Below are 24,014 nucleotides of genomic sequence, written 5' to 3'. Positions count from 1 at the left end.
CCCCGTTCGACGACGGCGCGGGCGACGCGCGGCCGGGCGCCATGGCGGGTCTCGATGAAGCCTTCAGCGGCGAGCTGTTCATAGGCGACGGTGACGGTGGAGCGTGCCACGCCCATCTCGCCGGCCAGGGCGCGCGAGGACGGCAGCAACCCGTCCGTTCCGTATACACGCGCGATGATCTGCTCTTTGAGAGCCTCGTAGATCTGGCGTGCACCCATGCGGCCGGCGCGGCGTTCCGGGCGTGTTTTCATCTGGATCATCCGCCGTTCGAGAAGGAGCGTTCTCTCATGCTCGTGATCAGTACGCAGTGAAGGCGGCGTTGTATACCTTCATTCCAGAGGCGCCGGCTTCAATCCGGGTCCGGCTGCCCGGCACGAGAGAAGCCAAGATCGGAGATCGCGATGGACGATCAGGCGAAGCTGGCTGCCCTGCAGCGCCATTGGGACGCTTCGGACGCGAACGATTTCGAGGCGGAGCACGACATCTATCGCGAGGATGCGGTGCTCGACTATCCGCAGTCGGGCGAGCGCATCCGCGGCCGCAGGAACATCCAGGAGAGCCGCTTCGTGCAGCCGAACAGGAAGCGCTTCACGGTTCGGCGGATCGTCGGCGGCGGCGACCTCTGGGTGAGCGAGTTCGTCCTGTCCTATGACGGGGTACCGTCCTACGTGGTCAGCATCATGGAATTCCGCGAGGGAATGGTCGCGCACGAAACGCAATATTTCGGCGACCGGTTCGACCCGGCACCGTCGCGTGCACATCTTGTCGAGCGCGTGGGATAGGATACGCGCTCCGCTTCGTCATTGCGACGTTGATGCAGTGGTACGGCAAGCTACTGTCCCGTGCCCCGGACGCAGCGCAGCGCTCCTTAGCGGTGCGCTGCAGAGCCGGGGCCCATGCAGCAGCGAACCGCGTGGCCTTCTGGGTCCCGGCTCTGCGCCGCAACGCCATAAGCGCGTGTACGCGCGTCTTCGACGCGCTATGCGCGTTGCAGCGCGTCCGGGACACGAGAGCACGGCATGGAATCGATGCGGCGGCTGGTCGCAGGTTCGCGCCTTGATTCCGACAGACGGCGCTTTATGTCTGGAGAGAACAACAATCCGGGCCCCTCTGGCGAGGCCGTCGGCAATGCCGGCAAACCTCGCGATGTCGGATGACCTGTCCCGCGCGAATGCGATGGATCGGCCGATCGTCGGGCCTTCTGAGTTCCCTCCGACCCAATCGTCCCCATCGCAGCTCCGCGCGGCCATTTCGCAAGATTGAGGAGCAACGATGCCTGACGCAGCCACTTCAAATCCGATCGAGATCACCGAACCGTCCAGCCTCAATGAGCAGGCTGCGGTCGCGCTCGTCATTGCCGGCGCGCTCGTCGCGGTGGCTGACCGGCGCGTCTCGCCGGTCGAGCGCGACGAGGTGATCCGTTTCATCAGGGGTCGCGGATTGGCGCCGCACATCGGAGACAACAGGCTGTTTGCGATGTTCGACGAGTTCGCCGAGCGGCTCGAGGAGCCGGACTTTGCCAACGTGGTGATCAATACGCTACGGCCGGTCTCGGATCTGCCGCTCGCAGCGCATCTGATGGAGCTATCGGAGCGCGTTGCGGCCGCGGACGAGGACATTCACCCGCACGAAGTGCAGGCGATCAAGCTGTTGCGCCTGCTGACGCTGGTGTTGCCGCGCGCAAAGCAGGTCGGGCCGAGTCCGACAAGCGCCGCCTCAAAGGAGTGCGCATGAGCGCAGCTTCGGACGAGCGCACGACGGGGACCGGGGACGCCACCAGCCAGATGGCGGGTGGTGACCCGCGCATCGACAAGCTCGTCCATCGCCTGCCGCCGCGCATGGAGGGCGCCGTCTCCTATCTGCTCAAGCCGTCAAGCCGCTGGGTGAGGATCCCCTCGGGCGCGCTGCTCGTCGTCGGCGGCGTGTTCTCCTTCCTGCCGGTGCTCGGCGTCTGGATGCTGCCGCTCGGTCTGGCATTGCTTGCAGAAGACGTGCCCGCGCTGCGCTCCTCGCGCTCGAAGGTCCTGGATTGGGTCGAGCGGAAGAAGCCGCAATGGCTCGATCCGTCCGCAGCCAAAAATGATCAATCATGATTGAATTCATCACCGCCGACGCGCTGTCCGCGCTGCTCCAGGTCGTCCTCATCGACCTTGTGCTCGCCGGCGACAATGCCGTCGTCATCGGCCTTGCCGCCGCCGGCCTGCCGGCCGAGCAGCGCCGGCGCGCCATCGTCGTCGGCATCGTCGCGGCCACCGCGCTGCGCATCGTCTTTGCCGGCGTCGCGACCCAGCTCCTGCAAGTCATCGGCCTGTTGCTCGCCGGCGGCGTGCTGCTGCTCTGGGTGTGCTGGAAGATGTGGCGCGAGCTGCGTGAGCAGGCCGCGCCCTCCAGCCAGCTCGCGTTCAGCCATGGCGGCGGCGGAAATGCTGCTCCCGCGCCGCGCAAGACCTTTGGCCAGGCCGCGGCACAGATCGTCGCCGCTGACGTCTCGATGTCGCTCGACAACGTGCTCGCGGTCGCGGGTGCCGCGCGCGAGCATCCCTACATCCTTGCCTTCGGCCTCTTGCTGTCGGTCTCGCTGATGGGCGTTGCCGCGGACCTGCTCGGCCGCGTGCTGCAGAAGCAGCGCTGGATCGCCTATGTCGGCCTTGCCATCATCGTTTACGTCGCCTTCGAGATGATCTATCGCGGCTCGCTCGAGCTCGCGCCTGTTATCGCGAGTCTCTGAGGCGACAATTCTTGTCTGCAATCCGGAGAGACCAATGACGTCTGAATCCAAAGCACCTTCGGCGCGCACCGCGGCGGGACCGCAAATCGGCCCGTTTGCCCAACTCATCTTTGGCTCGCGCTGGCTGCAACTACCGCTTTATGTCGGTCTCATCATCGCGCAGTCTGTCTATGTGCTGCTGTTCCTGAAAGAACTCTGGCACCTGGTCGTGCACTCGTTCGACGCCAGTGAGCAGCAGATCATGCTGATTGTGCTCGGGCTGATCGACGTCGTCATGATCTCGAACCTGCTGGTGATGGTGATCGTTGGCGGCTACGAGACCTTCGTCTCCCGGCTGAACCTGAACGGCCATCCGGACGAGCCGGAATGGCTCAGTCACGTCAATGCGAGCGTGCTGAAGATCAAACTGGCGATGGCGATCATCGGCATCTCCTCGATCTCGCTGCTCAGGACCTTCATCGAGGCGGGCAATCTCGGCACGACGCGGAGCAATTTCACCGAGACCGGCGTGATGTGGCAGGTGCTGATCCATCTGACCTTCATCATCTCCGCAATCGGCATCGCCTGGGTCGACCGCCTAGCCGACAACGCGCACCGCAAGGAGGCGGGGCACGGCCACGGTCACGGCTGAGGGCGGGGGCGCAATCGCGATCCTACGCGGTAGGCAAAACGACCAGCTCGGGCCAAGCCTCGTTATGCACGATCCTGCCAATCCGATTGTCAGGATTTACGCGAACGGGAGATGTCGCTCCTGAGCGCTTCCAACTCCTTGCGCACGGCGCGCGCAGCATCGCGCTCGATCTTGCGATAGCGTGCGACGAGTCCCTCACCGAACGGGGTCAGCATCGCGCCTCCGCCGTTCTTGCCGCCGGCCTGGGGCTCGACCGCGGCATGCCCGCAAATGCGGTTGATCTCGTCGACGAGATCCCAGGCGCGCTTGTAGGACATGTCCATGGCGCGGCCTGCCGCCGAGATCGAGCCGTGCTCGCGGATCTGCTCCAGAAGCTCGATCTTGCCGGGTCCGATCCGATCCTCGCTGTCGAGGTCGATACGAACGCTCAGCTGAGGAAGCGATTTGGCGCTCGCACGCGACATGATTGGGTCTCTTGACGGTCTCTTGACAGTCTCGTGGCCGATTGCGCCAAAGATTGCCACTCTTGCCCGCCGCGGACAAGGCGACGGCGCCGGATATCCAGAACGCGTCTTTCGCGCCGGTGCGCCCCTTGCCCGGTCAGGTATGGTTGACGATGAGCTTGAGCGAGCCGACGAAAGTCGGCCGTTGCAGAAGGGCGTTTCAAGATCGATCAAATTGTCTGCAATCCGCTCAGCGGTGGCAAACCCTGCGCACAGGAAGCGCGCGGCCTTAAACCTCGGCTTTGGAACCGGCGTGCATCTCTTCCCGGCAACAGGGTGGGGCATCAGCATGTCAGTTTTCAAGGAGATCGTCGCTGCGGTGGCGGGAGTCTACGCGCTCCTGTTCGTCTGCGACGCATTGTTCGGGGGCGGCGAGGCGCGCTTCGACGATGCCTATTACAGCGCCAGCTTCTACGCGCCGCGGCTGAAGGAATTCCGCTTTGCCGGCGATACGCCGCCGGCGGTCCGCGTCAGCGACGCCTTCGCGCAATTCGCGCCGAGCGAAGCCAAGCCGAGCAAGCGCTATTCGTCGCTGACGACGATCATCCGCTAACGCTCGCGGCCGAGGATCAGATCCGGCCCCCCGAAAACGGTCTTGTGAAGATCGCTCCCTTCGGGCGGTGGTAAGAGCGGGCTCATGATCCTCTTTCTGCTTGCTTATCTCGGTGGCGTCCTGACCATCGTGAGCCCGTGCATCCTGCCGGTCATTCCCTTCGTGCTGGCGCGCGCCGATAAACCGTTCCTCAGGAACGGGCTGCCGATGCTGGTCGGCATGTCGCTGGCATTCGCCGTCGTCGCCACGCTTGCCTCCGTGGCTGGCGGCTGGGTGGTCTCGGCCAATCAATACGGGCGTGCCGCCGCATTGGTCCTGCTGGCTCTGTTCGGCCTGACGCTGGTGCTTCCCGAACTCGCCGATCGCCTGATGCGGCCGCTTGTGGCGGTCGGTGCGCGCTTGTCGCAATCGGCGGACCAGCCCGGCAAGGACAGTCTTGTCGCGCCCTTCGTGCTTGGAATTGCGACCGGCTTTCTCTGGGCGCCCTGCGCTGGCCCGGTGCTCGGCCTGATCCTGACCGGCGCCGCGCTCCAGGGCGCAAATGCCGGAACGGCGCTGTTGTTGCTGGTTTACGCGGCCGGCGCCGCCACGTCGCTGGCCCTGGCACTGCTGGTCGGCGGCCGCGTCTTCGCCGCGATGAAACGCTCGATCGGGGCCGGCGAATGGATCAGGCGCGGGGTCGGCGTCGCTGTGCTTGCGGCTGTGGTGGCCATATCGCTCGGCCTGGATACGGGCTTCCTCACCAACCTTTCGGTCGGCGGCACGACGTCGCTGGAGCAGGCGCTGCTCGACAGGCTGCATCCGAACGCCAAGACCGCGATGACCGGACCGTCGATGCAGGCCAAGCCGGCCGGCGGCGCCGCATCTGACCTGATGGTCGAGGATCTCGATCCCTCGCTCGCCGGCGCGCAGCAGTGGCTGAACTCGCCGCCGCTCACCTTTGAGGGGCTGAAGGGCAAGGTCGTCCTCGTCGATTTCTGGACCTATTCCTGCATCAACTGCCTGCGCTCGATTCCTTACGTCCGCGCCTGGGCGGAGAAATATCGCGACCGTGGTCTCGTGGTGATCGGCGTGCACGCGCCCGAATTCGCCTTCGAGCGCAATGTCGACAACGTCAAGAATGCCGTTGCATCCCTGAAGATCGGCTATCCCGTCGCGATCGACAACGACTACAAGATCTGGCGCTCCTTCGAGAACCAGTACTGGCCCGCACACTACTTCATCGATGCCAACGGCAAGGTCCGTCACCATCATTTCGGTGAGGGCGAGTATGCAGAGTCCGAGCGCGTCATCCAGACGCTGCTGAGCGAGGCCGGCAATAAGAACGTTCCGTCCGACATCGTTGCCGTCAAAGGCTCGGGCGCGGAGGCCGCCTCCGACGGCGCTGAGGTCCAATCGCACGAGACTTATGTCGGGTATGACCGCAGCGAGAATTTCGTCTCGCCCGGCGGCGTGGTGAAGGACGAGGGCCACGTCTATGCGGCGGGCGAGCCGCAGCTCAACGACTGGTCGCTCACGGGCAATTGGACGGTCGGGCCGGAGCGCGCGCAACTGAACGAGCCAGGCGGCAGCATCATCTACCGCTTTCACGCCCGCGACCTGCATCTCGTGCTTGGTCCCGCCAGCGAAAGTGCCAGCATCCGCTTCCGCATCACCATCGACGGCAAGCCGCCCGGCGCTGCGCATGGCATGGATTCGGACGCCGACGGCAACGGCGTGGTCACGACGCAGCGGCTCTACCAGCTCATCCGCACCCCGGACGCCGTGACCGACCACACTTTCGAGATCCGCTTCCTCGATGCCGGCGTCCAGGCCTACGCCTTCACGTTTGGCTGAGCGCTGAGGCTCACTCCCCCTGGATCCATTCCGCCACGCCGCGCCACAGCGTGTCGCGGTGCTCGGGGCGGAAGAAACCGAAATGGCCGATCGCCTTGGCGCCGACGTCGGTTGGCTTCACCGTCAACACCTCCGGCTTGATCGCGGTGAATCCGCTCGTGAGCAGTTCGACCGCGGGAAGCGTCGCCCACGGATCGTCCGAGAAACACAACGCGCGCAGCTCTCCCTTGAACTTGGCAAAGTTCTCCAGCGCCGGCAGTTTTGAATCGAAGAGATAGCGGGGGCTGGAGACCCATTCGGCCCACTGCAGGAACACGCCCTTGGGGAGGTCCTCGCCGATGCCGGCCCAGCCCGGTGCGTAGCCGAGCATGTGGACCAGCGGTACGCCGACGAAATTCATGAAGGCGAAGACACGGTATTTCTCGGGTGAGCTCATCAGCCGCCAGGTCGCGGCCTGCGAGGCGAGGAATACGGCGCGCGATATTTCCGTGTTGTTCTCGATCAGCCCCAGCGCCTGGCCGCCGAAGGAGTGGCCGACATAGGCGAGGGGAAGGGTGTTGTACCGGTCGCGCATCCAGCGCACCGCGGCGGTGACGTCGAGCGCGGCCCAGTCCGACATCGAGGCCTCGAAGCCGACCAGCGATTTCGGCTGGTTGTAGCCCACTAGCGCCGGCTGCCGGGAGCCGCCGATGCCGCGGTAGTCGTAGGTCAGGACCGCGCAGCCGCGATGGGCGAGGTAGGAGGCAAAGCCGCGATAGATCTTGCGGGGGACGGCGGTCGCCGAATTGATCAGGACGGCATGGCGCTTGGCGCCGCGCGGCAGGAACAGGGTGCCGGTCAGCCCATACCCGTCCGTTGCCGGGAAGCTGATCTCGTCGATGAAAACGTCGTCCAGTGCCGCGTCCATGGGCGGAGGGGGTCTTGCCGGTTTCTTCGCGATCCCTAGCAAATGCGAATTCGGCTTTCCCCGCAAGGGTTTGCAGTGCGAAATGGATTTACAACTGGCGGCCGGGGACCAGCCTGTGTATAAGGCGGCCCTCGCAACCCGCAGATCAGGTTGTACTTTTTGCTTCACGGAGAGATTGCGATGTCCGAGCGGTGGACGCCCGAGTCCTGGCGCAGCAAGCCGGTGCTACAGGTGCCCGATTATCCCGACGCCAAGGCCCTGGCCGACGTTGAGGCGCAGCTTGCGACCTTTCCGCCGCTGGTGTTTGCGGGCGAGGCGCGCAATCTGAAGAAGGCCTTAGGCCGCGTTGCGGCCGGCGAGGCCTTCCTGCTCCAGGGCGGCGACTGCGCCGAGAGCTTTGCCGAGCACGGCGCCAACAACATCCGCGACTTCTTCCGCGTTCTGCTGCAGATGGCGGTGGTGCTGACCTATGCCGGCGCCGTCCCCGTGGTGAAGGTCGGCCGCATTGCCGGCCAGTTCGCCAAGCCGCGGTCCTCGCCGACCGAGAAGGCCAACGGTATCGAGCTGCCGAGCTATCGCGGCGACATCGTCAACGACATCGCCTTCACCAAGGAAGCGCGCGTGCCGGATCCGCAGCGCCAGTTGATGGCCTATCGCCAGTCGGCCGCGACGCTGAACCTGCTCCGCGCTTTTGCCACCGGCGGCTTCGCCAATCTCGGCAGCGTGCATCAGTGGATGCTCGGTTTCCTGAAGGATAGTCCGCAGTCCCGCCGCTACAAGGAGCTGGCCGACCGCATCTCGGAGGCGCTCAACTTCATGCGCGCCTGCGGCCTCGATCTCGAGAGCCATCCCGAGCTGCGCGCCACCGACTTCTACACCAGCCACGAGGCGCTGCTGCTCGGCTACGAGCAGGCCATGACCCGCGTCGATTCCACGACCGGCGACTGGTACGCGACCTCCGGCCACATGATCTGGATCGGCGACCGCACCCGCCAGCTCGATCACGGCCATGTCGAATATTTCCGCGGCATCAAAAATCCGATCGGGCTCAAGTGCGGCCCGTCGCTGAAGCCCGACGAGCTGTTGAAGCTGATCGACGTGCTCAACCCCGACAACGAGCCCGGCCGCCTGACGCTGATCAGCCGTTTCGGCTCCGACAAGGTCGGCGAGCACCTGCCGAACCTGATCCGCGCCGTGAAGCGCGAGGGCAGGGTTGTGGTCTGGTCCTGCGATCCCATGCACGGTAACACCATCACCTCCACGTCAGGCTACAAGACGCGGCCGTTCGACCGCATCCTGTCCGAAGTGAAGTCGTTCTTCGCGATCCACGCGGCGGAAGGAACTCACCCTGGCGGCGTGCATCTGGAAATGACCGGCAAGGACGTCACCGAATGCCTCGGCGGCGCCCGCGCGATCACGGACGAGGATCTCAACGACCGCTACCACACGGTCTGCGATCCCCGCCTCAATGCCGAGCAATCGATCGACATGGCTTTCCTGGTCGCGGAGCTCCTCAAGCAGGAACGCGTCGGCAAGACCAAGCCGATGCCGTTCGCCGCGGGGCTCTAGGACCTTGCTGCGGATCTGGAAGGCCACGATCAATTCCCGTAACGGTCTGGCCTTTGCGTTCCGCTCGGAGCAGGCCATCCGCGAGGAGATCTTTGCGCTCCTGCTGTCGCTGCCGCTGGCGTGGTTCATCGCCGCGACCGCGATGCGCGCGGTCGAACTGGTGTGTGCCGTCGCGTTCGTGCTGGTGGTCGAGCTGCTCAACACCGCGATCGAGAAGCTCGCCGACCGCCTCACCATGGACCACGACAAGCAGATCGGCCGGGTCAAGGACATGGGCTCGGCCGCGGTCGGCATTGCGCTGCTGATGTCCGGTGCGTTCTGGATCTTTGCCCTCATCGAGCGATTGGGGTTCCTCTAGCTCCCGGAGAATATCCATTGAGCGTGGGTGTCCGCGGCTCCTTCACCTCTCCCCAACGGGGAGAGGTCGATTTGGGTCTCACGATGCGTAGCATCGTCGAGCGCAAAGCGGGTGAGGGGGCGCGGATCCTACGAGAGACCGTAACCCCTCACCCGGATTGCATCTTCAATGCAATCCGACCTCTCCCTTCGGGAGAGGTGACTGCGAGCGATCCATGACCGAACGACTCAACGAATTCGCGGTCACGCTCGCCCAGCTCAATCCGACCGTGGGCGACATCGAGGGCAATGCGGCGAAGGCGCGTGCCGCGCGCGCGCAGGCCGTTGCCGACGGCGCCGATCTCATGCTGTTTCCCGAATTGTTCATCGCCGGCTATCCGCCGGAAGACCTGGTGCAGAAGCCGGCCTTCCAGGCCGCCTGCCGCGCCGCGATCGAAGGCCTTGCGCGCGAGACCGCCGATGGCGGCCCGGCCATGCTGGTCGGCACACCCTGGGTCGAGGACGGCAGGCTCTATAATGCCTGTGCGCTGCTCGACGGCGGCCGGATCGCAGCGCTGCGTTTCAAGTGCAATCTGCCGAACTACGGCGTCTTCGACGAGAAGAGGCTGTTTGCGCGCGGCGCTGCCGCGGGTCCCGTGACCGTGCGCGGTGTGCGCATCGGCGTTCCGATCTGCGAGGACATCTGGCTCGAGGAGTCCGAGGACTACGAGAATGTGGTCGAGACGCTGGCCGAGACCGGCGCGGAGATCATTTTGGTGCCGAACGGCTCGCCCTATGCCCGCGACAAGAGCGACGTGCGCCTGTCGGTGGCGGTGGCGCGCGTGACAGAGAGCGGTCTGCCGCTGGTCTATCTCAACCAGGTCTGCGGCCAGGACGAGCTGGTATTCGACGGCGCCTCCTTCGCGCTCAACGGCGATCTCTCGCTCGCAGCACAATTGCCGGCGTTCGGGGAGAGCATCACCACGCTGCGCTTCACTCGGAATGGCGACGATTGGCGCTGCACCGGGCCGATTGCGGAGCAGCCCGAGGGCGACCAGGCCGATTACGCGGCCTGCGTGCTCGGCTTGCGCGACTACGTCGCCAAGAACGGCTTTCCCGGCGTGCTGCTCGGTATTTCCGGCGGCATCGATTCGGCGCTGTGCGCGGCGATCGCGGTCGATGCGCTCGGCGCCGACCAGGTGCATGGCGTGATGCTGCCTTATCGCTACACTGCGGCGAGCTCGATCGCCGACGCCGGCGAGCTCGCCGGCCATCTCGGCATCCGCTACGAGGTTTTGCCGATCGCGGAGGCGGTAAGCGGCTTCGAGACCATCCTCTCAGGCATCTTCAAGAATCTGCCGCCAGACATCACCGAGGAGAATCTCCAGGCCCGCACCCGCGGCACGCTTCTGATGGCGATCTCCAACAAGACCGGGCTGATGGTGGTCACCACCGGCAACAAGTCGGAAATGTCGGTGGGTTACGCCACGCTCTATGGCGACATGAACGGCGGCTTCAACCCGATCAAGGATATCTACAAGACGCAGGTGTTTCGGTTGGCGGCGTTGCGCAACACCTGGAAGCCGGACGGTGCGCTCGGGCCGGCGGGGGAGGTGATTCCGCCTGATATCATCACGCGTCCGCCGACGGCGGAATTGCGCGAGAACCAGACCGACCAGGACTCGCTGCCGCCCTATGACGTGCTCGATGCCATCCTGGAGCGCCTGGTCGAGCGCGAAGAGCCGCTGGACCAGATCATCGCCGCCGGCTTTGATCGCGAGACGGTCACCCGCATCGACCATCTCCTGAACATCGCCGAATACAAGCGCCGCCAGGCCGCGCCCGGCGTGAAGGTGACGCGCAAGAATTTTGGCCGCGACCGCCGCTATCCCATCACCAACCGTTTTCGCGACAAGGGAGAGCCGCTGCCGGCGCCCGACGAGATGCTGATCTCGCGCGGCAGCCGCGCCTCGATCGATGCGTTCGAGGGATAGCACGAGAGGCCGGGCGGTCTTTCCACTACTCAAGTGTCATCATCCGCGAAGGCGGATGATCCAGTACTCCGCGGCGGACGTTGTAGAAACCGACTCCTGCCGCGGAGTACTGGATGCCCCGCCGGAGCCTGTCATCGGGCTCGCCGAAGGCGAGACCCGGTGGCGGGGCATGACAGTGGAGCGAGGTGCCAGCTCGCGTACTGCTACGACGGGGTTGCGAAGAACAGCTCCCGAAGGAAGTGCGTGTACTCGGATTCGAGCACCATGATCGTCACAAAGACCAACACCGCAATCGGCGGCGCCAGGATGGCATAGGCCAGGGCCAGCCGCTCCCAGGCCATGTGCATGAAGACGGCGACGATCAGGCCGGCCTTCAACACCATGAACAGCAGGATCAGCGACCACCTGAGATAGCCATGCAGGCCAAAGTAGTCGACGAGGTAGGAGCACGTGCTGAGGACAAACAACCAGCCCCAGACCACGAGGTAGAGCTTGATCGGGTGCTGTTGACCCTTGGCGTGAACGGCTCCCGTTGCGACTGCGCCATGCGCCGGAGCGTGGAGCTGGCCTTCCATGTGTACCGCCGCGTTTGTCATGCGCCGACCTCACCAAAGATAGAACAAGGCAAAGATGAACACCCACACGAGATCGACGAAGTGCCAGTACAGGCCCATGATCTCGACGATCTCGTAATAGCCCTTGCGGCTCGTGAAGAAGCCGCGCCTCTCGACGTCGAAGTCGCCGCGCAGGACCTTCCGCGCAATGGCGATCAGGAAGATCACGCCGATGGTCACGTGGGTGCCGTGGAAGCCGGTGATCATGAAGAAGCTCGCACCAAACTGCGCCGCGCCCCACGGATTGCCCCAGGGCCGGACGCCTTCAATGATCAGCTTGGTCCATTCGAAGGCCTGCATTCCGACGAAGGTTGCGCCGAAGGCCGCCGTGACCAGCATCAAGGCTGAGGTTCTGACGCGATCGCGGCGGTAGCCGAAATTGACAGCCATCGCCATCGTGCCGCTGCTGCTGATCAGGATAAAGGTCATGATGGCGATCAGGATCAGCGGAATCTGCTTGCCGGCGAAGTTGAGGGCGAAGACTTCGCTCGGGTTGGGCCACGGCACGGTCGTCGACATGCGCGCCGTCATGTAGGAGAGCAGGAAGCAACTGAAGATGAAGGTGTCGCTGAGGAGGAAGATCCACATCATGGCCTTGCCCCAGGACACATTCTTGAACGCGCGCTGATCCGAAGCCCAGTCCGCAGCGATGCCGCGCCAACCCGGAAGCCGTCCAGGAGCTTCTGCTGGATGTGTCAGTGCAGTCTCAGCCATCTGGTCTCGCCTCCCTAGCTCAGCAATTGGCGACAGATGTTGACGAAATCGTCGGTCCAGCCCGTGAGAAGCCCGAGCAGGACAAGCCAGACCAGCAGCAGGAAATGCCAGTAGATGGCGCATAATTCCACGCTCAAGCGCATGTCGGCGATCTCGGAGCTTCGCCACACCTTGGCCGTGGTTCTGCCCAGCGCCACCAGGCCGCCCGTCAGATGCAGCCCGTGCACCGCGGTCAACAGGTAGAAGAAGGAATTGGCCGGATTGGACGCCACGAAATATCCGGCCGCGTTGAGCTGCTGCCAGGCCAGGAGCTGTCCGGCGAGGAAGACCACGGCAGATGCTCCGCCCGCGAGCAGGCCGATCATGACGCCTTCAGCATCGTGTCGGCGCGCGGCCACGTACGACCATTGCAGCGCGATGCTGCTCAGGACCAGGACACCCGTGTTGAGCCACAGCAGCCGCGGCACGGGCAGCGCCCGCCAGTCCACCACGTTCATGCGCATCGAGTAGGCGCTGATGAAGAGGACGAACAATGCGCTCGCGACGGCGAGGAACACGCCAAGTCCGATCTTCGCCGCCGGCCACGTCATGGCATCGCCGCCGGGGAATTGGCCGACCGGGCCTTCCTCCAGCCACGGCTTGGCCGTCAGCCGCTGCTGCGACAGCCACCATCCGGCGATGACCGCGATCAAAGCCAGGAACAGGATGATGGCGCTCACGAAGCAGCTCCCTGAACGACCTGCGTCGCGCGCGGCGGCTGGTTCTGCGGAATGAAGTCCTCCTCGGCGCCGGGCACGCTGTAGTCATAGGCCCAGCGGTAGACGACCGGGAGCTCCTTGCCCCAGTTGCCGTGCCCGGGGGGCGTCTCCGGCGTCTGCCACTCCAGCGTAGTCGCCCGCCACGGATTGCCGCCCGAGGCCTTACCTTTGAACAGGCTCCAGGCAAGATTGAACAGGAACACCATTTGGCTGAAGCCGACAGTCAAGGCCACCACGGAGATGAAGGCGTTCAGTGAATGGGCCGACGGCGGGATGAATGCCGCGTCGCCAAGTTCGAAATACCGGCGCGGAACCCCGAGCAGTCCGAGATAGTGCATGGGGAAGAAGATCAGGTAGGCGCCGAGGAAGGTGACCCAGAAGTGAAACTTGCCGAGGACGTCGTTCAGCATCCGCCCCGTGACCTTGGGGTACCAATGATAGATCGCGCCGAGCACGACCATGATCGGCGCCACGCCCATCACCATGTGGAAATGCGCGACCACGAACATGGTATCCGAGAGGGGCACGTCCACGACGACGTTGCCGAGGAAGAGGCCGGTCAGCCCGCCGTTCACGAAGGTGATGATGAAGCCGAGGGCGAACAGCATCGGCACCCTGAGATGAATGTCGCCGCGCCACAGGGTTAGCACCCAGTTGTAGACCTTGATCGCGGTGGGGATGGCGATGATGAGCGTCGTGGTGGCGAAGAAGTACCCGAATTGCGGGAACATGCCGCTCACATACATGTGGTGCGCCCACACGAGGAAGCTGAGCGCGCCGATGGCCACGATCGCCCAGACCATCATGCGGTAACCAAAGATGTTCTTGCGCGCATGCGTGCTGATCAGATCGGAGACGATGCCGAAGGCGGGCAGGGCGACGATGTAGACCTCGGGGTGCCCGAAGAACCAGAACAGGTGCTGGAAGAGCAGCGGGCTGCCGCCACCATATTTCGACAGCTGGCCCATCTCGACGAGCGAGGGCATGAAGAAGCTGGTTCCCAAGAGACGGTCGAGCAGCAGCATGACCGAGGCAACGAAGAGTGCAGGGAATGCCAGCAAAGCCATGACGGTCGCCGTGAAAATGCCCCACACCGTCAGGGGCAGGCGCATCAACGTCATGCCGCGGGTGCGCGCCTGCAGCACCGTGACCACATAATTCAGCCCGCCCATGGTGAAGCCGATGATGAACAGGATCAGGGACGACATCATGAGAATGATGCCCCAATCCTGCCCGGGCGTTCCGGAGAGGATTGCTTGCGGCGGATACAGCGTCCAGCCGGCACCTGTGGGGCCGCCGGGCACGAAGAACGTCGAGGCCAGCACCAAGACCGCGAGCAGGTAGACCCAGTAGCTCAGCATGTTCACGTAAGGGAAAACCATGTCCCGGGCGCCGACCATCAGCGGGATCAGGTAGTTGCCGAAGCCGCCCAGGAACAATGCGGTGAGCAGGTAGATCACCATGATCATGCCGTGCATGGTGATGAGCTGGAGGTACTGGTTGGGGTCGATGAAAGAGAAAGTGCCGGGGAATCCCAGTTGCAGTCGCATTAGCCACGACAGCACCAGGGCCACCAGCCCGATGGCGGAGGCTGTCAGCGCGTACTGAATGGCGATCACCTTGGCGTCCTGTGAGAAGACATACCGTGTCCACCAGCTCCTCGGATGATAGAGCTCGACATCAGGTACTTCGGCAGGCGGGATGTCCGCGATCCTGTCATAAGGAATATCGACCATAGAAAACCTCCTCGGTCGTTTCCATCGGGGGCGACGAGTTGACCGCACACACCCGATCTATCTTCGCGGCGGCACCTTGCTACTTGCCACCGGATTGATATGTCGCCTTCACGATGGCGTTTCCGGACGACAATTCTGCAAACGTCTTCTGTTGCTCCAGCCAAGCGTGATATTCACGCTCTTCGTCGACGATGACCTTGGCCCGCATCTGATAATGAGCCGCGCCACAGAGCTCCGCACAGAGAACATCAAACGTTCCGGTTCGGATCGGCTTTATCCAGAAATAGGTCACCACGCCCGGGACCATGTCCATCTTGGCCCGGAACTCGGGCACGTAGAAATCGTGCAGGACGTCAACCGAGCGGAGGAGAATCTTGACCGGCTTTCCCAATTGAAGGTGCAGTTCGCCGTTCTCGATCACGACATCGTCCTGCGCAAGTGGATCGTCGCGATTGAGGCCCATCGGATTGTCGGAACTGATGTTGCGGACGTCCGATGTGCCCAACCGCCCATCCTTGCCCGGAAGGCGGAAGCTCCATTGCCATTGTTGGCCCATGACCTCGACCTCGGTGGCATCCGCAGGCACATTCACGAACTGGTGCCAGACCACGAGGCCCGGCGCCAGCATTGCCGCGACGCCGACGCCGGTCCCGACGCTCAGCCACCATTCGAGCCTTTTGTTTTCCGGATTGTAGTCAGCCCGTCTTCCCTCTTTGTGGTGAAAGCGGAAGACGCAATAGGCCATGAACGCGATGACCGCGACGAAAACGAAGCCCGTGATCCAGAACGTGATGTTGATGGTGTGGTCGATATAGGCCCAGTTCGTGGCGATCGGCGTCCACCACCACGGGCTGTAGATGTGAAACAGCACCGAGCCGATCGCGACCAGAAGCAGTATCAATGCGACAACCATCCTGATCCATCCTTGCCATCAAAGGCTACGGATACGAATCCGGGGCGGAGCTCACGTCTGTCGCGATGGCTGGCTTTTCTTGGTTGGGATCTATGCCATCGCCGGCCTCTTGCCCCGCCCATTCCCGCGGTCGCGAAGTCAACAGAACGGTCGCGACCACCAATTTCATCGGAGCTGAGGGCGTCTGCTCTTAAAGTGATACCAGCAGAACCCGGCGTCAATAGAGCATGTAGGCGTGCTGACGTGGTGTCGGCGTTGCTGTCGCGCGGCAAGAAGCGCCTGTTGCGCGGCGGCGTCTCAGTTGACGCAACGCATAAGAATCTGTGCAGATGCACAATTCACCTAACCGTGAGTGCAGCCGGGCCCGGTGCGCGCTAGGCTTGCCGGGCAGGTCGCGACGGGGTCCGTCGGGCCAGGCTCGTTTCGCTGAACCTGGGTTGCCGTACTCGGCCCATCGCGTTTCTCGCTCGTGAAGCGGACACGCGTGGCTGGAAAGCGCGTGTCGTCGCCACCGCGATTTTCAGCACGGGAGGGTGCGTTCATGGCCACTCTGTACTCCCACGGCATGATAAGGCGGCACGTATTCGGTGAAGCGGCCTCTTATCCCACTCGTAAGATCGGTTTGTCCGACCTAACCGGGGCGCTACGCCTGGGGTGGGAGGATTTCCAGGCGATGCCAAGTCACGCGATCGTCCTGTGCGTGATTTATCCCGTCCTCGGCCTCGTCCTGTTCAGGATGGTCCTCGGCTATTCGGTGCTGCCGCTATTGTTTCCGCTGGCCGCCGGGTTTGCCTTGATCGGTCCCTTTGCCGCGATTGGTCTCTACGAACTCAGTCGCCGCCGCGAGCGCGGCGAGGAGGTCGATGCATGGGACGCGATCAAGGTGCTGCGGGCACCGTCGTTCGGCGCAATGCTCGAGCTCGGCGTGCTCCTGCTCGTCCTGTTCGGGGCCTGGATCGGTGTCGCGAACGCAATCTACGTCACGATCTTCGGTCACGCGCCGGCTGCAAGCATTCCCGACTTCGCAACGCGCGTGCTGACGACACCGGAGGGCTGGTCGCTCATCATCGTCGGTTGTGGTGCCGGCTTCCTGTTTGCGGTCGTGGCCCTGTGCATCAGCGTCGTGTCGTTTCCGTTGATGCTCGACCGGCATGCGACTGCGATCGATGCGATCCGCACGTCGCTCCGAGTGGTGGCGGCGAATCCGGTTGCGATGGCCGGGTGGGGCCTCATCGTGGCGGCGCTCCTCGCGATCGGCTCGCTACCGCTCTTCGTCGGTCTCGCTGTCGTTCTGCCGGTGCTCGGTCATGCCACCTGGCACCTCTATCGGCGGGTGGTCGAGCCGAACCCAAATCCACCGGACGAACCGCCGCCGCCGCCGCCGGGAAGGCGCTACGCAGCGGACTTTCCGGCAAATCTCTTCCCGTGGAGCCGCGAGCGCGAGCAGTAACGGCGAAGCGGCCGCGTCTGGCGGCCGCCTTCGCGGGACATGACAGAGAATAACGACCTACTTCTGCTGCTGCGGCAGGAAGGTCGGCCCGACCGAGCGGATCGGCTTGTTCTCGGACGTGGTGGCGCTGGTTGCATCGGCCGGCGGTGTCGTGGCCGGTGCGGTAGCGGTCGTCGGGGCCGGAGCTGCGCCCTTCTTGGCATTCGCAGGCGTGCCTTTGTTGAGCCGCTGCTGCTGCATCTTCTTGGCGCTCTCCTCGGTGACGATGATGTCACCCTGCTGTTCGACCGCCGCCTTGTCGTCGGCGGATTTCAGCGCGTCGGCCCAGGTCTGCCCGGCTGCCTTGCAGGAGCAGGACGGGTTGAACTCGCTGCGGAATTTGAACGCGGCCGGCAGGGACGTGTAGGGCTGGCCGCTGGTGGAGACCGCAGAGTTCATGTCTTCGCCGGGATTGCGATGGGTGTAGAGCACGGCTTCCGCGGCCGGGCACAGCGCCTTGCAGGTCTTTTCGTCGTCGGGGAAGCGCGCCGGCACGGTGGCGAACGAGATCGGGAAATAGGCACCATCGCAGGTGCGCACGCACACGGTGCGGTAGGTACCCGATTGCGGCCCTAGATCGGAGGGCGGCACGCCTTGCGGATTATTGGGGTTGTTGCCGCCGCCGAACAGATTGCCCAGGAAGCTGCCGCCCTGCGACTGCACGGCGTTGGCATATTGCGGGCCGCAATTGTTCTGCGCCAGCGCCATCAGCACCGAGCGGCGCTGGTTGTCGCGCTCGGGGTTGAAGCCGCCGGGACCGCCGCGCAGGCGTTCGAGATTGCCGGTGATCTGGTCCAGATTGGCGCGCATCTGCTGGATCTGGGTGTTGACCGGACCGCATTGCGCCGACTGGCCGTTGAACAGCGAGAAGAAGCCGGAGGAATCGCAGCCCATGCGCTTGGCCTGCATGGTGACGCGGTCGAGCTCGGCCTGCTGACGGGCTTGGGAATCCTGGTAGCGCCGGATCTGGTCTTCGCGTGCGGGGTCACCGCCAGTCCCGCGGTCGAGCGCGGCGAGCTGGCCTTCCAGTCGCCCGCACATCGGATTCGGCCCGAGCCCGTTTTGGGGGGGCTGAGGCGGCGGTCCGGGAGGGCCGGCCTGCGCGAAAGCGCTGGTGGCGAGCACGACTGTGCTCAGGAGCACGGTGCAGGCAAGGATGGAGCGAGCACGGGAGGGAGACAAAAATTCAGGCATATCCGCCATTCTAGCGAGGTCACGGCCCAATGTGACATTGGGGGGCCGAAGCGCGCCCTCCCATAGCCGCTTCCTGCGGCATCGTCACGTCGTTTCAGGGGTCAAAGACTGGGCCTAAGGTGCGCCAAGTCCGAGCGAATTCAGCGCTGGCAGGTAATTGCGACATATTCGTCGCAATGGCCATGGGAGCAGTTTGCGCCGGTTTTGGGGACAGAGCCGGTAATTTCGTCGGGATCAACCCGCCGGTAGGCCGAGGCCTGGGCAAAATCCCGTGACTGGCAGTAGGTGCGCGCGACCTGCGCGCCGCATTTCTCGCCTTTGACCAGGCACTGGTCGACGCCGTAGCCGTCCGCCTGGTTGGCGATGATGAAGACGCGCGTCTCGGCGCATGCGCTGGATGCCGCGAGGATGGAGGCAAAGACGAGCGCGAACACGGATCGCATGGGTAGCACCGGGGGCTGAGGGAACCGCCGGCTTCGAGTAAACTCAAAAGGTTAAGGATGATGAACCATCAAGGCAGAGTGGCCGCGCATTGCGAAGATAAGGCGGCTTTTTCGCGGCTCTCTTGACGCAAGGGCCCTTCGTGGCCCATATGTTCCCGCATGAACGGTCTCCTCGCCATTTGCGCCATTTGCCGCGAGATTACGAGCTAGCGATTCGCTGGCTGGAGCCGTCTTTTCTCAAAAGCATTGAGAGCCTCGGACGCCCGGCCAACAGCCGACGGGTATCCATATGGAATTGCGCCTTTACGATACGCTGACGAAGGAGAAGCGGCCATTCCAGCCGCTCGATGCGAAGAATGTCCGCATGTATGTCTGCGGACCGACGGTCTACGACTTCGCCCATATCGGCAATGCGCGGCCGGTGATCGTGTTCGACGTGCTGTTTCGGCTGCTGCGCCATCTCTATGGCGAGGCGCATGTCAAATATGTCCGCAACATCACCGACGTCGACGACAAGATCAACGACCGCGCCGCGCGGGATTTTCCAGGGCTCCCGCTGAACGAGGCGATCCGCAAGGTCACCGAGCAGACGGGCAAGCAGTTTCACGCCGACGTCGATGCGCTTGGCGCGCTCCGGCCCAGCGTCGAGCCCCGCGCGACCGAACACATCGGCGAGATGCGCGGGATCATCGAAAAGCTCGTCGCCGGCGGCTTTGCCTATGTCGCGGAGGACCATGTGCTGTTCTCGCCGCAGGCGATGAACGCGGCAAATTCCACGCTGCCGCGCTATGGCGCGCTGTCGAAGCGGTCGCTGGACGAGATGATCGCCGGCGCTCGCGTCGATGTCGCGCCCTACAAGCGCGATGCGACCGACTTCGTGCTGTGGAAGCCGTCCAAACCGGGCGAGCCGTCATGGCCGTCGCCGGCCGGCATCAAGGCAGAGGGGCGTCCGGGCTGGCACGTCGAGTGCTCGGCCATGGCCTGGAAGCATCTCGGCAAGCATTTCGACATCCACGGCGGCGGCATCGATCTCGTGTTTCCGCATCACGAGAACGAAGTCGCGCAGACCTGCTGCGCCTTCCACCAGCAGCGCATGGCAAACTACTGGATGCACAACGGCTTCCTGCAGGTCGAAAGCGAGAAGATGTCGAAGAGCCTCGGCAACTTCGTCACCATCCACGAATTGCTCGCGGATTGGCCGGGCGAGGTGCTGCGCCTCAACATGCTCAAGACGCATTACCGCTCGCCGATCGACTGGACCATGAAATCGCTGGAGGAGAGCGCCAAGACGCTCGACGACTGGTATCGCGTCGCGGCCGATGTCGAGCCCGGCAAGCCGGCCGCGTCCGTGGTCGAGCCGCTGCTTGACGACCTCAACACGTCCCTGGCGATCGCGGCGCTGCACAGCCTGCGCAACAGCGACGTGAGCGCCCTGGCGGGTTCACTGCGTCTGCTCGGCTTCCTCTCCGAGAGCGTCGCGCAGTGGGAAGGTCGCAAGCAGCAGGCGAGCGGGGTCGATGCCAAGGAAGTCGAACGCCTGATCTCGGAGCGGACGGCGGCGCGTGCGCGCAAGGATTTCAGGGAGTCCGACCGCATCCGCGATCTGCTCGCCGCGATGGGCGTTGCGATCAAGGACTCCAAGGAAGGCACGACCTGGGAGTTTTCGCGATGAAACGGCCCGACACGCCTTTCCCGAGGCACTGGCTCTATTACATCGCGCTGAAAATCCTGCTGCTCGGCGCCGCGGTGGCGCTCGTGCTCAAGCTCTATGGGATGTGGTGAAGACGATGGGAAAGACTTTGCCAAAGCCTGGCTTGCGGCCCTTCCTGCCGGACGATGTGCCGGTGCTCGCCGCGATCTTCACCGCGAGCATCGAAGAGCTGACCGGCGATGACTATAGCGAACAGCAGCAGCAAGCCTGGATGGCGAAAGCCGAAAGCGAAGAGTTCGGCAAGCGGCTCGCATCCGACCTGACGCTGATCGCGACGCTGGAAGGCTCGCCCGTCGGCTTCGCTTCGCTCCGCGGCACAGATCACATCCAAATGCTGTATGTGCATCCGGCCGTAGCCGGGCAGGGCGTCGCGACCATGCTGGTCGACGCGCTGGAGAAGCTGGCCGGCGGTCGCGGCGCGAAAAGCCTCTCGGTCGATGCCAGCGACACCGCGCAGGGGTTCTTCGCCAAGCGCGGCTACACCGCCCAGCAGCGCAACAGCGTCACCATCAACGACGAATGGCTCGCCAACACCACCATGAAGAAGACGCTGGGAGCAGCGCAATGAGCAAGGAGCGTCTCTATCTGTTCGACACCACGCTGCGCGACGGCGCGCAGACCAATGGCGTCGATTTCACGCTGACCGACAAGCGGGTCATTGCCACGATGCTGGACGAGCTCGGCATCGACTATGTCGAGGGCGGCTATCCCGGCGCCAATCCGCTCGACACGGAGTTCTTCGGCACCAGGCCGAAGCTCACCCATGCGCGCTTCACCGCCTTCGGCATGACGCGGCGGGCAGGGCGCTCGGTCTCCAACGATCCCGGCGTGGCTGGGCTTCTGGAGGCGAATGCGGATGCGATCTGCTTCGTGGCAAAGTCCTCCGCCTATCAGGTGCGCGTCGCGCTTGAGACGACGAAGGAGGAGAATCTCGCCTCGATCCGCGACAGCATTGCCGCGGCGAAGGCTGCCGGCCGCGAGGTGATGCTCGATTGCGAACATTTCTTCGACGGCTACAAGGAAGACGCGAGTTTTGCGCTCGCCTGCGCAAAAGCCGCCTATGAGGCCGGCGCGCGCTGGGTGGTGCTGTGCGATACCAATGGCGGCACCATGCCGAACGAGGTCGAGGCCATCGTCACCGAGGTGACAAAACACATCCCCGGTGACCACGTCGGCATCCACGCCCATAACGACACCGAGCAGGCGGTGGCGAATTCGCTCGCCGCGGTGCGCGCCGGTGCGCGGCAGATCCAGGGCACCTTGAATGGCCTCGGTGAGCGCTGTGGCAACGCCAATCTCTGCTCGCTGATCCCGACGCTGACATTGAAAAAGGCCTTTGCCGACGCTTTCGAGATCGGTGTTACGCCGGAGAAGCTGGCGACGCTGGTCAGGGTCTCACGCACGCTGGACGACATGCTCAACCGCGTACCGAACCGCCATGCGGCTTACGTCGGCGAGAGCGCCTTCGTCACCAAGACCGGCATCCACGCCTCCGCCGTGATGAAGGATCCGCACACCTACGAGCACGTGACGCCTGAAACGGTCGGCAATCACCGCAAGGTGCTGGTGTCGGACCAGGCCGGGCGCTCCAACGTTATCGCCGAGCTCGATCGCGCCGGCATCGCCTATGAGAAGAGCGATCCGAAGCTGACGCGGCTGGTCGAGGAATTGAAGGAGCGCGAGGCAGCCGGCTACGCCTATGAATCCGCCAACGCCTCGTTCGATCTGCTGGCGCGCCGCACGCTCGGTAAGGTGCCGCATTATTTCGAGGTCGAGCAGTTCGACGTCAATGTGGAGCAGCGCTACAATTCGCACGGCGAGCGCGTCACCGTGGCGCTCGCCGTGGTCAAGGTCGACGTCGCCGGCGAGCGTCTGATCTCGGCGGCCGAGGGCAACGGCCCCGTCAATGCGCTTGACGTCGCCCTGCGCAAGGACCTCGGCAAGTATCAGAAATACATCGAGGGGCTGAAGCTGATCGACTACCGCGTGCGTATCCTCAATGGCGGCACCGGCGCGGTCACGCGCGTGCTGATCGAGAGCGAGGACGAGAACGGCGACAGCTGGATCACGGTCGGCGTCTCCCCGAACATCATCGACGCCTCGTTCCAGGCGCTGATGGATTCGGTGATCTACAAGCTCGTGAAGTCGGGCGCGCCGGCGTAAGCCGGATGGGCGGCGCGGCCACAACCACCATTATTGCGAGGAGCGAAGCGACGAAGCAATCCAGACTGTCTCCGCCGACGCACTCTGGATTGCTTCGCGGAGCCTGTCATCGGGCCGCGCTTAGCGCGGACCCGGTGGCTCGCAATGACGAGGAAGACAGGGGGGAGCGCGACCAATGATCGACCACATCTCCGTCGGCGTCAGCGATCTCGATCGCTCCGCAAGGTTCTACGAGGCCACGCTCGCCGCGCTCGGCCTCACGCGCCTCGTGACGCGGCCGCGGACGATCGGCTTCGGCAAGGCCTATCCGGAATTCTGGATCAATCTACGCGAGGGCATGCCGCCCGTAGCAGCGCAGAGCGGCGTGCACATCTGCCTGCGGGCGAAGACGACGGGCGAGGTCGATGCGTTTCACGCCGCGGCGCTGTCCGCCGGCGGCGCGTCGGAGAGCGCACCTGGTATCCGCCCGCACGACCGCGTACGCTACTACGCTGCTTTCGTCGTCGATCCCGACGGCAACCGGATCGAGGCGGTGACGTTTCCGCCCGTGTAGCGCGTCAGGAGAGCCAGCGCGCCACGTCCGGCGCAAGATCCTTGTCCGCCTCGGCGACCCCTTCCGCGGCCGCCTTGAGCTTCGGCAAGATCTCCTCAACGCGATTGGCCATGAGTATGTCGACCGAAAGGCCGGGGCGGATGAAGTCCGTCTGGCGCATGTGCGAGATCAGCGAGAACAGCGGCTCCCAGAAGTTGTCGATATTGGCGAGCAGCACGGGCTTGGCGTGGCGGCCAAGCTGCTTCCAGGTGAGTTGCTCGACCAGTTCCTCCAGCGTGCCGAGGCCGCCTGGCAGCGCTACGAAGGCGTCGGAGTGTTCGAACATCAGCCGCTTGCGCTCGTGCATGTCGGGGGTGACGATCATCTCCTGCACGCGGGTCAGCGCGTTCTCGCGCATCCGCAGGAAGTCGGGGATGATGCCGGTGACGCTGCCGCCGTGATCGAGCACGGAGGTCGCGACCGCGCCCATCAGGCCGAGGGAGCCGCCGCCATAGACCAGTCGGATGCTGTTTTCAGCGAGAGCCTTGCCGAAGGCCTTGGCGGCTTCGACGAAGCTGGGATTGGTTCCGGGACCGGAGCCGCAATAGACACAGACGGTTTTAATGGTGCTCATTGGCGTCATGATGCATTGCAGCGAAGACGCGTCAAGCCCAATTGGTAATTCGGGCC

At 64.1% G+C, this 24,014-nt stretch carries 26 protein-coding genes; 15 read left to right on the top strand and 11 right to left on the bottom strand.

Annotated features, from left to right (window positions below):
• On the bottom strand, nt 1-260 hold a 260-nt coding region (locus AC630_RS31970; protein ID WP_143198477.1), incomplete at its 3' end, for a GntR family transcriptional regulator.
• Nucleotides 261-401: 141 nt separating this feature from the next.
• Here AC630_RS31970 and AC630_RS31965 point away from each other — a divergent pair.
• From AC630_RS31965 to AC630_RS31945, 5 genes are all read left to right on the top strand, one after another.
• Nucleotides 402-782, top strand: a complete 381-nt coding sequence (locus AC630_RS31965; RefSeq protein ID WP_074122438.1) for a nuclear transport factor 2 family protein — start codon at nt 402-404, stop codon at nt 780-782.
• 490 nt (nt 783-1,272) lie between these two features.
• Nucleotides 1,273-1,734 (top strand): tellurite resistance TerB family protein, encoded by a 462-nt coding sequence (locus AC630_RS31960; RefSeq protein ID WP_074122437.1) that lies wholly within the window; start codon nt 1,273-1,275, stop codon nt 1,732-1,734.
• Nucleotides 1,731-2,093, top strand: coding sequence for a hypothetical protein (locus AC630_RS31955; protein ID WP_074122436.1), 363 nt, complete (start codon nt 1,731-1,733; stop codon nt 2,091-2,093). Before AC630_RS31960 ends, AC630_RS31955 begins: the two co-directional genes overlap by 4 nt.
• Nucleotides 2,090-2,728, top strand: a complete 639-nt coding sequence (locus tag AC630_RS31950; RefSeq protein ID WP_074122435.1) for a TerC family protein — start codon at nt 2,090-2,092, stop codon at nt 2,726-2,728. Before AC630_RS31955 ends, AC630_RS31950 begins: the two co-directional genes overlap by 4 nt.
• 34 nt (nt 2,729-2,762) lie before the next feature.
• Nucleotides 2,763-3,359 carry a TIGR00645 family protein gene (locus AC630_RS31945; protein WP_074122434.1) on the top strand — a complete coding sequence of 199 codons (597 nt, stop codon included), beginning with the start codon at nt 2,763-2,765 and terminating at the stop codon, nt 3,357-3,359.
• Nucleotides 3,360-3,448: 89 nt separating this feature from the next.
• Here AC630_RS31945 and AC630_RS31940 read toward each other — a convergent pair whose 3' ends face one another.
• The gene (locus AC630_RS31940) at nt 3,449-3,823 is read right to left on the bottom strand and encodes a winged helix-turn-helix domain-containing protein (RefSeq protein ID WP_074122433.1); all 375 of its coding nucleotides are present in this window, start codon (nt 3,821-3,823) and stop codon (nt 3,449-3,451) included.
• Between the two features lie 328 nt (nt 3,824-4,151).
• Between AC630_RS31940 and AC630_RS31935 the strand changes: the two genes are divergently transcribed.
• Together AC630_RS31935 and AC630_RS31930 are read left to right on the top strand one after the other, a co-directional pair.
• The gene (locus AC630_RS31935) at nt 4,152-4,415 is read left to right on the top strand and encodes a hypothetical protein (RefSeq protein ID WP_074122432.1); all 264 of its coding nucleotides are present in this window, start codon (nt 4,152-4,154) and stop codon (nt 4,413-4,415) included.
• An 84-nt stretch (nt 4,416-4,499) separates the two neighbouring features.
• Nucleotides 4,500-6,251: a cytochrome c biogenesis protein DipZ gene (locus AC630_RS31930; protein ID WP_074122431.1), complete on the top strand. Its 1,752-nt coding sequence runs from the start codon at nt 4,500-4,502 to the stop codon at nt 6,249-6,251.
• 10 nt (nt 6,252-6,261) lie between these two features.
• Here AC630_RS31930 and AC630_RS31925 read toward each other — a convergent pair whose 3' ends face one another.
• On the bottom strand, nt 6,262-7,158 hold the full coding sequence (locus AC630_RS31925; RefSeq protein ID WP_074122430.1) for an alpha/beta hydrolase family protein: 897 nt from the start codon (nt 7,156-7,158) through the stop codon (nt 6,262-6,264).
• 180 nt (nt 7,159-7,338) lie between these two features.
• Here AC630_RS31925 and AC630_RS31920 point away from each other — a divergent pair, with 180 nt between their 5' ends.
• The 3 genes from AC630_RS31920 to AC630_RS31910 all read left to right on the top strand — a co-directional run bounded on the left by AC630_RS31920 (nt 7,339) and on the right by AC630_RS31910 (nt 11,057).
• Complete coding sequence (locus AC630_RS31920) at nt 7,339-8,727, top strand: class II 3-deoxy-7-phosphoheptulonate synthase (RefSeq protein ID WP_074122429.1); 1,389 nt, start codon at nt 7,339-7,341, stop codon at nt 8,725-8,727.
• A 4-nt stretch (nt 8,728-8,731) separates the two neighbouring features.
• The gene (locus tag AC630_RS31915; RefSeq protein ID WP_074122428.1) at nt 8,732-9,085 is read left to right on the top strand and encodes a diacylglycerol kinase; all 354 of its coding nucleotides are present in this window, start codon (nt 8,732-8,734) and stop codon (nt 9,083-9,085) included.
• Between the two features lie 214 nt (nt 9,086-9,299).
• A complete protein-coding gene (locus AC630_RS31910) occupies nt 9,300-11,057 on the top strand; it encodes an NAD+ synthase (RefSeq protein ID WP_074122427.1) in 1,758 nt (585 codons plus the stop codon).
• 203 nt (nt 11,058-11,260) lie between these two features.
• On the opposite strand, the gene AC630_RS31905 is transcribed toward AC630_RS31910, so the two are convergent.
• The 5 genes from AC630_RS31905 to AC630_RS31885 all read right to left on the bottom strand — a co-directional run bounded on the left by AC630_RS31905 (nt 11,261) and on the right by AC630_RS31885 (nt 15,792).
• On the bottom strand, nt 11,261-11,653 hold the full coding sequence (locus AC630_RS31905) for a cytochrome C oxidase subunit IV family protein (RefSeq protein WP_074122426.1): 393 nt from the start codon (nt 11,651-11,653) through the stop codon (nt 11,261-11,263).
• A 9-nt stretch (nt 11,654-11,662) separates the two neighbouring features.
• Entirely contained in the window at nt 11,663-12,385 is a 723-nt protein-coding gene (locus AC630_RS31900) for a heme-copper oxidase subunit III family protein (RefSeq protein WP_074122425.1), read from the bottom strand.
• A 14-nt stretch (nt 12,386-12,399) separates the two neighbouring features.
• The gene (locus AC630_RS31895; protein WP_074122424.1) at nt 12,400-13,104 is read right to left on the bottom strand and encodes a cytochrome c oxidase subunit 3; all 705 of its coding nucleotides are present in this window, start codon (nt 13,102-13,104) and stop codon (nt 12,400-12,402) included.
• Nucleotides 13,101-14,879 carry a cbb3-type cytochrome c oxidase subunit I gene (locus AC630_RS31890; protein WP_074122423.1) on the bottom strand — a complete coding sequence of 593 codons (1,779 nt, stop codon included), beginning with the start codon at nt 14,877-14,879 and terminating at the stop codon, nt 13,101-13,103. The genes AC630_RS31895 and AC630_RS31890 overlap by 4 nt, the downstream gene beginning before the upstream one ends.
• Before the next feature lie 79 nt (nt 14,880-14,958).
• Nucleotides 14,959-15,792 (bottom strand): cytochrome c oxidase subunit II, encoded by an 834-nt coding sequence (locus AC630_RS31885; RefSeq protein WP_074122422.1) that lies wholly within the window; start codon nt 15,790-15,792, stop codon nt 14,959-14,961.
• A 541-nt stretch (nt 15,793-16,333) separates the two neighbouring features.
• Between AC630_RS31885 and AC630_RS31880 the strand changes: the two genes are divergently transcribed.
• Nucleotides 16,334-17,242: a DUF2189 domain-containing protein gene (locus AC630_RS31880; RefSeq protein WP_074122421.1), complete on the top strand. Its 909-nt coding sequence runs from the start codon at nt 16,334-16,336 to the stop codon at nt 17,240-17,242.
• A 57-nt stretch (nt 17,243-17,299) separates the two neighbouring features.
• On the opposite strand, the gene AC630_RS31875 is transcribed toward AC630_RS31880, so the two are convergent.
• Both AC630_RS31875 and AC630_RS31870 read right to left on the bottom strand, forming a co-directional pair.
• Nucleotides 17,300-18,484, bottom strand: coding sequence for a DUF2865 domain-containing protein (locus tag AC630_RS31875; protein WP_074122420.1), 1,185 nt, complete (start codon nt 18,482-18,484; stop codon nt 17,300-17,302).
• A gap of 131 nt (nt 18,485-18,615) precedes the next feature.
• Nucleotides 18,616-18,918 (bottom strand): hypothetical protein, encoded by a 303-nt coding sequence (locus AC630_RS31870; protein ID WP_074122419.1) that lies wholly within the window; start codon nt 18,916-18,918, stop codon nt 18,616-18,618.
• Between the two features lie 289 nt (nt 18,919-19,207).
• Here AC630_RS31870 and cysS point away from each other — a divergent pair, with 289 nt between their 5' ends.
• From cysS to AC630_RS31850, 4 genes are all read left to right on the top strand, one after another.
• Nucleotides 19,208-20,590, top strand: a complete 1,383-nt coding sequence (gene cysS, locus AC630_RS31865) for a cysteine--tRNA ligase (RefSeq protein ID WP_074122418.1) — start codon at nt 19,208-19,210, stop codon at nt 20,588-20,590.
• Between the two features lie 115 nt (nt 20,591-20,705).
• Complete coding sequence (locus AC630_RS31860) at nt 20,706-21,197, top strand: GNAT family N-acetyltransferase (protein WP_074122441.1); 492 nt, start codon at nt 20,706-20,708, stop codon at nt 21,195-21,197.
• The gene (gene cimA, locus AC630_RS31855) at nt 21,194-22,792 is read left to right on the top strand and encodes a citramalate synthase (RefSeq protein ID WP_074122417.1); all 1,599 of its coding nucleotides are present in this window, start codon (nt 21,194-21,196) and stop codon (nt 22,790-22,792) included. The genes AC630_RS31860 and cimA overlap by 4 nt, the downstream gene beginning before the upstream one ends.
• A gap of 175 nt (nt 22,793-22,967) precedes the next feature.
• Complete coding sequence (locus tag AC630_RS31850) at nt 22,968-23,345, top strand: VOC family protein (RefSeq protein ID WP_074122416.1); 378 nt, start codon at nt 22,968-22,970, stop codon at nt 23,343-23,345.
• Nucleotides 23,346-23,349: 4 nt separating this feature from the next.
• Here the strand turns inward: AC630_RS31850 and AC630_RS31845 are convergent, their stop codons facing one another.
• Nucleotides 23,350-23,958 carry an LOG family protein gene (locus AC630_RS31845; RefSeq protein WP_074122415.1) on the bottom strand — a complete coding sequence of 203 codons (609 nt, stop codon included), beginning with the start codon at nt 23,956-23,958 and terminating at the stop codon, nt 23,350-23,352.
• Between the last annotated feature and the right edge of the window lie 56 nt (nt 23,959-24,014).

It is taken from the genome of Bradyrhizobium sp. AS23.2 (assembly GCF_001908185.1).
Taxonomy (GTDB): domain Bacteria; phylum Pseudomonadota; class Alphaproteobacteria; order Rhizobiales; family Xanthobacteraceae; genus Bradyrhizobium.
This window is presented reverse-complemented; position numbering and strand designations above follow the sequence as displayed.